The sequence below is a fragment of the Mesorhizobium sp. LNHC232B00 genome, from assembly GCF_000502435.1.
Taxonomy (GTDB): Bacteria; Pseudomonadota; Alphaproteobacteria; order Rhizobiales; family Rhizobiaceae; genus Mesorhizobium; species Mesorhizobium opportunistum.
Map to the genome: position 1 here is coordinate 20,018 of NZ_AYWP01000049.1, position 9,356 is coordinate 29,373.

Below are 9,356 nucleotides of genomic sequence, written 5' to 3' on the forward strand. Positions count from 1 at the left end.
CGGCCGCCTGTACCGTTTCGCTATACCTCCCATTACAAAACGCTATTTGACGGAAGCACCCCTTCCGGTGCGATGGTATCGGAAAAGCAGCAAAGGAGCGAGCCATGCCAGGCGCGCTGGAGGGAACGACCGTCATCTCGCTGGAGCAAGCCGTGGCCGCGCCTTTGGCGACGTCCCGTCTGGCAGACGCGGGTGCGCGGGTCATCAAGCTCGAGCGCCCCGAAGGCGACTTCGCGCGCGGCTATGACGACTATGTTCGCGGCCTCTCCAGCTATTTCATCTGGAACAACCGCGGCAAGCAGTCGTGCACCGTCGATCTGAGGCAGCCGGATGATCTTGCGCTGGTTGAATCCATGCTCGCCAGCGCCGACGTGTTCGTCCAGAACCTGGCGCCTGGCGCAACCGACAGGCTGGGCATCGGCAGCGCCGACCTCAGGCGGCGGTTTCCCAGGCTGATCGTCTGTGACATCGGTGGCTACGCACCTGGAACGCCCGACCATGAGCGGAAGGCCTACGATCTGCTGATCCAGGCGGAAGCGGGCTTGGCGGGCGTCACTGGGTCGGCAACTTCTGGCCCGGCCCGGGTCGGCATATCGATCTCCGATATCGCTACGGGGCAGGGGGCCTACGCCGCCATCCTCGAAGCCCTGATCATGCGCAGTCGAACCGGGGATGGGGCTCACCTGCAGCTTTCCCTTTTCGACACCCTCGCCGAATACATGAACGTTCCCTATCTGGCGCGTCATTACGGCGGCAAAGAGCCGCGGCGGCTTGGGCTCGCCCACCCTTCGATCGCGCCCTACGGGCTGTTTCAGGTGAGTGACGGGGAAATTCTGATCGCCGTCCAGAACGAGCGCGAATGGGTCGTCTTCTGCGACAGTGTCCTGGGCCAGCCGGCGGTTGCAACAGACGCGAGATTCGAACGCAACGTGCTTCGCATCAACAACCGCGAGCCGCTTGACGCGTGCGTGCAGGCGATCCTGGCTACCCACACCATGTCTGGATTGTGCGAACTGCTTGACCGCGTCAGAATTGCCTATGGCCGTGTGTCGACCATGGCGGATCTGGCGGTGCATCGCAGTGCCACCAAAGTTCCGGTGGAGACCGCCGTTGGTCAAGTCGAGCTGTTTGCGCCGCCGGTCACGGTCAATGGCAAACGCCCCGTGCTTGGCCGGGTCCCGGCGCTTGGTGAACACGATGTGGCTTTGCGGCGCGAGTTCGGTCCACCAGATACAGCGGATCCCAAACGAATAGGAAGTGCTGCGCCATGAGCTTGACCCGCGACCTGACCCGGCTGATCCGGGAAAAACCGGTGACCGATCGCGACCTCGAATGGGCATCACTGTTCGTCCTGGATACGCTCGCCTGCGCGCTTGGCGCGTTGCCGAGCGAGCCCGCCCGCATGCTTAAGGCGGTCGCCCCGCTGGCGCAAGCCGATACCGCTCGCAAGGCATTCTATCTGGGCGGTCTGGCGCATATCTTGGAGATGGATGATCTCCACCGGGACTCGGTGACCCATCCGGGCAGCGTCGTCATTCCTGCGGCATGGGCGGTCGCCCACGACCATGATCTTGGCGGTGAAGCGTTCCTTCGGGCGGTTCTTGCAGGATACGAGGCCTGCTGCCGGGTTGGCATGTCGGTCGGCAAGAAGCATTACCGGGTCTGGCACAACACCTCGACCTGCGGGCCGTTCGGTGCGGCGTTCGCAGCGGCGGAGCTCCTCGGCCTCGACGATACCAGGACCGTATGGGCGCTTGGCAATGCGGGTACCCAGTCGTCGGGCCTTTGGGAGTTCCTTGCCGAAGGCGCCATGAGCAAGCATCTCCACACCGCCAGGGCTGCCGAGTCAGGCGTCCTGGCTTCATTCCTGGCCAAGGAAGGGTTCACGGGCGCCCAGGACATCCTGGAAGGCGAGAAGGGCTTCTACGCCGGTCTGTGCCCGGACCCGATCCCGGAGGCCGTTACGGCGGGGCCTGAGCGAGCCTGGCAGTTGATCAGCACCTCGATCAAGCCATGGCCGTGTTGCAGACACACCCACCCGGCGATCGACGGCGCGATCGCCTTGCACGATGAGATCGCCGGGGAAACCATCGCAAGCGTTCATGTCGGAGCTTACCGGGCGGCTCTCGACGTGTGCGACCGGCCCACTCCCGAAGATCCATACAGTGCCAAATTCTCGCTGCAGCACACGGTGGCGATAGCGCTGGCGGACGGCCGCGTCGACCAGGCCAGCTTCGATGCTGATGTACGGCAACGGATGGTCGGCGAACGCAAGAAGGTCAAGCTCGAGCTGGCGCCGTCGATCGATGCCGCCTATCCGCAATCATGGGGCGCCGAGGTGATCGTCGAGACGGCTTCCGGCAGACGTCTTTCGGCCACCCGACACGACGCCAAAGGCGATCCCGATAACCCGGTGACGGCGGCCGAGCTGTCTCAAAAGGCGCGCACGCAGCTTGTCGCCGGCGGCACCTCGCAGTCCCGTGCCGACGACCTGATCGGCGCTATCCTTGGCCTTGTCGACGACCGTCCGGTGCGCTTGCTGGGTCTGTTTGAGACCGCTGGGGAGGCGCGTCCCCAAGTTCATGCCGCGCGGAGCGCCTGATGTTCAAGGACTTTGATAACGAGGACATCCGCGATGCCGTGCGTCGGCTCTGCGAGCGATTTCCGGGCGAATACTGGCGCAAGCTCGATGCCGACCGGGCCTACCCCGTGGATTTCGTCAACGCGCTGACTGAGGCCGGCTACCTCGCGACGCTGATCCCCGAGGAATATGGCGGGTCGGGCTTGACGCTTTCGGCCGCGGCCGCAGTGCTCGAGGAGATCCAGCGGGCGGGATGCAATGGTGCGGCTTGCCATGCCCAGATGTATGTCATGGGCACGGTGCTGCGCCATGGCGACGAATCGCAAAAGCAGCGCTATCTTCCGCAAATCGCCTCCGGACAATTGAGGCTGCAGGCGTTCGGTGTGACCGAACCGACCAGCGGCACCGACACCACTTCAATCCGTACCTTCGCGCGCAAGGACGGCGATCACTACGTGGTCAACGGCCAGAAAATCTGGACCAGTCGGGCCGAATACTCGGATCTCATGCTGTTGCTCGCCCGGACCACTCCGAGGGATCAGGTCGCAAAGCGTACTGAGGGCCTGTCCGTGTTCATCCTTGATATGCAGGAAGCGCTCAAGCAGGGTCTCTCAATTCGGCCGATCCGCACGATGATGAACCATTCCACGACAGAGGTCTTTTTCGACAACGTTAAGATCCCTGCCGCAAACCTGGTCGGTGAGGAAGGCAAGGGCTTCCGGTATATCCTCTCCGGGATGAATGCCGAGCGGATTCTGATCGCCGCCGAATGTGTCGGCGATGCAAAGTGGCTGATCAACAAGGCTTCTACCTACGCATGCGACCGCAATGTCTTCGGCCGGGCCATCGGCGCCAACCAGGGCGTCCAGTTTCCCATCGCAAGGGCTTACGCGAACATGCGTGCAGCCGAACTCATGGTCCGCGAAGCCACGCGGCTCTATGAGGCCGGCCAGGACTGCGGCGCTGAAGCGAACATGGCCAAGATGCTGGCTGCTGATGCTTCCAACGAAGCCGCCAACGCCTGTATCCAGACGCATGGCGGCTTCGGGTTCGCCGAAGAGTACGACGTCGAACGCAAGTTTCGCGAAACCAGGCTTTACCAGGTTGCCCCGATCTCGACGAACCTCATCCTGTCCTATCTCTCCGAGCATGTGCTCGGGATGCCGCGTTCGTACTGACGGTCAGGGCCAGTGAACACGACCCAACAGGACTTATCGGCGCAATGGCATGGCCGTCAGACCGAAAGCATCGATGTTGTTTCAGAGCGCCTCGTAGAGAGCTTCCGCGCCGTTTTTGAACCCCATCTGGCGCCGCTGCCCGCAGATACCGCCCCGTTGGGCATTCATTGGTGCCTGTCGCCGGCCATTGCCGGAATGGGACGGTTGGGGGCTGACGGTCACCCCGCCAAGAACCTGTCGTTGCCGCCCGTGCCGCTGCCGCGCCGCATGTGGGCTGGCGGTGAGCTACAGGTGCATGATCACCTTAGAGTTGGTGACAAAGTCCGCAAGGTCTCTACCATCCAGGACATAGTGCGCAAGCAAGGCCGATCCGGTGAACTCTGGTTCGTCGCGGTCGGCCACACCTACCATTCCGACCGTGGTCTCGCCCTGAGTGAACGACAGGACATCGTCTACCGGGAAGCCGCGGGATTGGGAAATGGCGTGTCTCGAAACGCCTCGCCGGCGGCGCCCACGACAATCCGGCCAGCAGCGCAAGTGTGGTCTGTCGTTCCTTCGTCGACGTTGCTCTTCCGCTATTCCGCGATCACCTTTAACGGTCACCGTATACACTACGACTGGCCTTATGCGACCGAGGCTGAAGGCTATGAGGGACTGGTTGTCCATGGCCCCCTCCAGGCTACGCTCCTTCTCAACCTCGCGGCGTCCCAAGGCGTCGCTATACCCCTGACGTTTCGCTACCGCGGGATAGCTCCGGCGATCGCGGACCGTGCACTGACCGTCAGGGCCGGCGTCGATGGTCGGCGCCTCTGGACACAAGGCGAGGGCGGCGCGGTGCACATGGAAGCCGATATCGATGGAGGCATGGCCTGATGTCTACACAGGGCGACGTGCATTTTACGTCTGTCGCGCCTTTGTTCGTTCCGGCTGATCGGCCAGAGCGTTTTGAAAAGGCCGACCGGTCCGGAGCCGACACGGTCATTATTGATCTTGAGGACGCTGTTGCGCCTGCCGCCAAGGATGGCGCCCGGTCCAACCTTCATCATGCCCTGACATTGGGGAACCCCACCTACGTCCGGGTGAATGGCCAGGACAGCAGCTGGTACGCTGACGACCTTGCCGTGCTCAGGACACTCGGGCTTCGGCGCATCTGCCTGCCGAAAGCGGAGTCGGCGGCGAGCCTAGACGCTGTGGTTCAGGTTTTGGGTGACGACACCGAGATCATGGCGCTGATCGAGACGGCGCGGGGGCTGGAAACGGCGGGGGCATTGGCCGCCCATTCGCATGTCGCCAGACTGGCCTTCGGCCCTGCGGATTTTGCGCTGGACCTGGGGGTGCCTGCCTCCAATGACCTCAAAGCGCATGCCATGATGCGGCTGGCGGTGGCGAGCAGGGCCGCCGGCAAGCCCCTGCCGCTGGATGGCCCATCCTTCGAGATCACGGACACCACCAGACTGGTCACCGAATGCCGGCAAGCCTTGGATCATGGGGCCGGCGGGAAGCTTTGCATCCACCCTGCCCAGATTTCCCACGTCATCTCGGCTTTCCAGCCGAGTGACGAGCAACTGCGCTGGGCGCAGCGCGTCACCGACGCGACCGAGGACGGCGCCGCGCGCCTTGTCGACGGCAAGATGATCGACGCTCCCATTCTCGCGCAGGCCCGGGCGCTTCTGCTTCGGGGCCGTTCGCAATCCAACAAAGGTGTCTAACCATGGCCCTATCAGCGACACTCCTAAGCAAGGTCAAGGACCAGGATCTGATCCGGGAAGCGGGACTGATTGGCAAAGAATGGCTCGGCCAATCCCGGTCCGGAAAGACCTTCAAGGTCACCAACCCTTCGACCAATGAAGTGCTGGCCACTTTACCCGATTTTTCTCGAGCCGAGATCGCGCAGGCGATCGACGTGGCCTACGTAGCCCAGAAGGAATGGGCTGCCCGCACCGGCAAGGAGCGCGCAACAGTAATCCGCCGCTGGTACGAGCTGACGATCGCCAATCTTGATGATCTGGCGACGATCCTCACCGCTGAAATGGGCAAGCCGTTCGCCGAGTCCAAGGGCGAGATCCTTTATGGCGCGTCCTACATCGAATGGTTTGGAGAAGAGGCCAAGCGCGTCTATGGCGACACGATCCCGGGGCATGCCCGTGACAAGCGGATCGTTGTAATCAAACAACCCGTCGGCGTGGTCGGCGCTGTCACGCCCTGGAATTTTCCGTCTGCGATGGTGGCGCGCAAGATCGCTCCGGCGCTGGCGGCAGGCTGCTCGATCGTCTTCAAGCCGGCAGCGCTAACCCCTCTCTCGGCCCTGGCTCTAGCCGTGCTTGCGGACAGGGCAGGTGTGCCAGCCGGGCTGCTGAGCGTCGTCCCGATCACGAAGAGCTCGGACTTCGGCGATGAGGTTTGCGAAAACGAGAAGGTTCGCAAACTCACGTTCACCGGATCGACCGAGGTCGGCCGCACCCTCATGGCACAAGCCTCCGCGCAAGTCATGAAGCTCAGCATGGAACTGGGCGGCAACGCGCCATTCATCGTCTTCGACGATGCCGATGTCGATGCGGCCGTCGAAGGAGCCATCGTCTCCAAATTCCGCAATGCTGGCCAGACCTGTGTCTGCGCGAATCGCCTTTACGTGCAGAGCGGCATCTACGAAGAGTTCGCCGACAAGCTCGCGCGTCGCGTCAAAGCCTTCAAGATCGGTGATGGTTTCGCGGAAGGCACCGAGATCGGCCCATTGGTCGACGACCGCGCCGTGGCCAAGGTCAGGCGCCACATCGAGAACGCCGTCTCTCAGGGCGCCAGCATTGTGGCGGGTGGGCCTGACCATCCTCTCGGCGGCAATTTCATCTGGCCGACCGTCCTGACCGGGGTAACCTCCAAGATGGCGGTGGCCCACGAAGAGACCTTCGGACCGTTGGCGCCCTTGTTCCGCTTCGAAACCGCCAACGACGTCATTGAGATGGCCAATGATACCGAATTCGGGCTTGCGGCCTATTTCTACGCCAAGGACATGGGCCGTGTGTGGGCCGTCGCCGAGGCCTTGGAATACGGCATGGTCGGCATCAACACCGGGCTGATTTCGACCGAGGTCGCGCCATTCGGCGGTATCAAGCAGTCAGGTTTTGGCCGGGAAGGTTCGAAATACGGCGTCGATGATTACCTGGAGCTGAAATATCTGTGTTTTGGCGGGGTCCCCCACTGAGGCGCAACACACACCTTCTCCACTTGAGCGAGTGTTCTCCCCGGTTGCAATCGTGCAGAGCCTTGGGTGCGACCATCAACTGTTCTCCCCCTGCCAAAATCTTTTGGCGGGCCTGTGGTAGGTCTGGCGCCATTGCACGTATGGCCTCTCGAACAATCGATGCTGAGTTGACGGCTCGCCAGTGAAGGGTCGGCTCGCCGCCTCATCGGGCGTCAGCCAACCCGGCGGGGGATCGCCACGTCCTGCCGAGCGCACGCAGTCGATCAAACGCTATTCCTCGCTATTTGGGGCCTCGGACGCCGAATTTTCCACGCCTTGAGACCGCCAGCACCGACTACCGGCCATGCGTCCGAGCGGCCAGGGTTATCATCAGATTGACGGATAGCAGATTGTCTGCTTAGAAGACAATCTGAAGAAGCGGGGAGATCGTATTTCTGCATGCCAAGAGGAAGGGACGATAGCAGGGGCAGCCCCACTGGTGAGTTCGACTATGTCATTGTCGGTGCCGGCACATCCGGGTCGATCCTGGCCAACCGGCTTAGCGAGGACGGTTCCACAGTGTGCGTTCTGGAAGCCGGGCCGCGCGACCTCAATCCGTTGATTCACATCCCGGCCGGGTACATCAAGAACATCTATTCCAAGACCCTGACCTGGAATTTCTCCTCGACCCCGTCGCCCTACACCGACAACCGGAGTTTCTCCTTGCCGCAGGGCAGGGTGCTGGGTGGCTCGAGTTCGATCAATGGCCTCAATTATGTTCGCGGCCAGCGTTCCGACTACGATGGCTGGGCCCAGCGCGGAAACGCCGGTTGGAGCTATCGCGACGTGCTCCCATATTTCAAAAGGTCGGAGATGCGCATCGGGCCTGGCGACGACAGGGTTCGCGGGCGCTCCGGGGAACTGCCTATCACCGACCTCGACTGGAAGCACCCGATCTGCGAGGCCTTCATCCAAGGCGCGGAGCAACTGGGAATCCCGCGAAATCCCGATTACAACAGCGGCGACCAAGGTGGGAGCGGCTACTTCCAAAGAACGATCAAGAACGGGTTCCGGTACAGCGCTGCTCGTGCCTTTCTAAGCAAGGCCCGCAAACGCAAGAATGTCGATATCCGGACGGATTCGCAGGCGGCCCGAATTGTGTTTGAAGGGCGTCGGGCCCTGGGAATTTCCTACTGGAAAGGCGGAGCCACGGGGCGTTTCGAATATGTCCATGCCCGCCGTGAGGTCATCCTGACGGCAGGGGCGCTCAACACGCCGAAGCTCATGCAGATGTCGGGCATCGGTCCGGCCGACGTGATCCAGGCGATCGGCGTGCCGCTGGTGCATGAACTCCCCGGCGTCGGCAACAACCTGCGCGACCACTACGGCGTTCGCATGGTGGCGCGGCTGAAGAACATTCGCACCATCAACAACATGGTGCAGGGGCCGCCGCTGCTCTTGGAGATGATGCGCTGGGCAATTGGCCGGCCAAACCTGCTTGCCGTCAGTCCCTCGCTCGTGTCCCTCTTCTGGAAATCGGATCCGGCATTGGATATTCCGGATCTGGAATATGTGTTCACGCCGGCCAGCTTCCGGGAAGGCGTAGTCGGTCTGCTCGACAAGTTTCCGGGTATGACCCTCGGCGTCTGGCAGACCCGTCCAGAAAGCCTTGGTTACGTCAAGGCACGCTCGGCAGACCCCTTCGAAAAGCCAGAGATTCAACCCAACTATTTTAGCCATGAAATCGACCGCCGGGCGCTGCTGGGCGGCATGCGCGCGGGCCTCAAGATGCTGCAGACAAAGCCGCTCCAGCCGTGGCTTCAGGCCGTTACCGCACCTGCGCCCGACCTGCGCTCTGATGATGAGTTGCTCGGCTGGGCGAGGGCCAAGGGCATTACCGTCTATCATATGATTGGCAGTGCGCGGATGGCGCCGCAGACGGACCGCCAGGCGGTCGTCGACAATGAACTGAGGGTATACGGCCTGGAAGGCCTTCGCGTGTGCGACGCATCCGTCATGCCGAGCATGCCCTCCGGAAACACCAACGCGCCGACGATGATGATCGCCGAGAAAGCGGCGGACATGATCCGTGGCCGCAAGCTTGAGCCCATAGATGCCTGACGCGACCGGTTTTTCCCCCGACACCGCGACGCTTGGCTTGGCGTCTGTCCCAGATCCCACGTCCGAGGGCTTCGCTTTCGACGATCGAACCTCAGGCTACATTCTCGATGCCCAAGAGGCCTTTGGACTGTTGTGCCAGGTGGTCAGTCAGATGGCCGGGCTTTTGGTGCTCGACGCTGCCGGAGCCCGTTCAGGTGTCTTGGAGCACCCGATGATCGAACGGGCTAGGTGTTTAGTCCCGGCATTTGATGGACTGGATTGAGTCGGAAGCGTTTGGGCTCTTTTTGCCAGATTTTGC

The 9,356-nt window shown here is 62.2% G+C and carries 8 protein-coding genes; all 8 read left to right on the forward strand.

Features of this window, described 5'->3' with window-relative positions:
• Positions 1–104 precede the first annotated feature (104 nt).
• The 8 genes from X743_RS139290 (at position 105) to X743_RS139255 (ending at position 9,320) form a co-directional block, all read left to right on the forward strand.
• Complete coding sequence (locus tag X743_RS139290) at positions 105–1,271, forward strand: CaiB/BaiF CoA-transferase family protein (protein WP_023769145.1); 1,167 nt, start codon at positions 105–107, stop codon at positions 1,269–1,271.
• Complete coding sequence (locus X743_RS139285; protein ID WP_023769146.1) at positions 1,268–2,602, forward strand: MmgE/PrpD family protein; 1,335 nt, start codon at positions 1,268–1,270, stop codon at positions 2,600–2,602. Before X743_RS139290 ends, X743_RS139285 begins: the two co-directional genes overlap by 4 nt.
• Entirely contained in the window at positions 2,602–3,759 is a 1,158-nt protein-coding gene (locus tag X743_RS139280) for an acyl-CoA dehydrogenase family protein (protein WP_023769147.1), read from the forward strand. Before X743_RS139285 ends, X743_RS139280 begins: the two co-directional genes overlap by 1 nt.
• Positions 3,760–3,771: 12 nt before the next feature.
• Positions 3,772–4,632, forward strand: coding sequence for a MaoC family dehydratase N-terminal domain-containing protein (locus X743_RS139275; protein ID WP_023769148.1), 861 nt, complete (start codon positions 3,772–3,774; stop codon positions 4,630–4,632).
• Complete coding sequence (locus X743_RS139270) at positions 4,632–5,468, forward strand: CoA ester lyase (protein WP_023769149.1); 837 nt, start codon at positions 4,632–4,634, stop codon at positions 5,466–5,468. The genes X743_RS139275 and X743_RS139270 overlap by 1 nt, the downstream gene beginning before the upstream one ends.
• A gap of 2 nt (positions 5,469–5,470) precedes the next feature.
• Positions 5,471–6,958, forward strand: coding sequence for an NAD-dependent succinate-semialdehyde dehydrogenase (locus X743_RS139265; protein WP_023769150.1), 1,488 nt, complete (start codon positions 5,471–5,473; stop codon positions 6,956–6,958).
• Positions 6,959–7,396: 438 nt separating this feature from the next.
• Positions 7,397–9,058 (forward strand): GMC family oxidoreductase N-terminal domain-containing protein, encoded by a 1,662-nt coding sequence (locus X743_RS139260; RefSeq protein WP_051508647.1) that lies wholly within the window; start codon positions 7,397–7,399, stop codon positions 9,056–9,058.
• Positions 9,051–9,320, forward strand: coding sequence for a hypothetical protein (locus tag X743_RS139255; protein ID WP_023769152.1), 270 nt, complete (start codon positions 9,051–9,053; stop codon positions 9,318–9,320). Before X743_RS139260 ends, X743_RS139255 begins: the two co-directional genes overlap by 8 nt.
• Positions 9,321–9,356 lie beyond the last annotated feature (36 nt).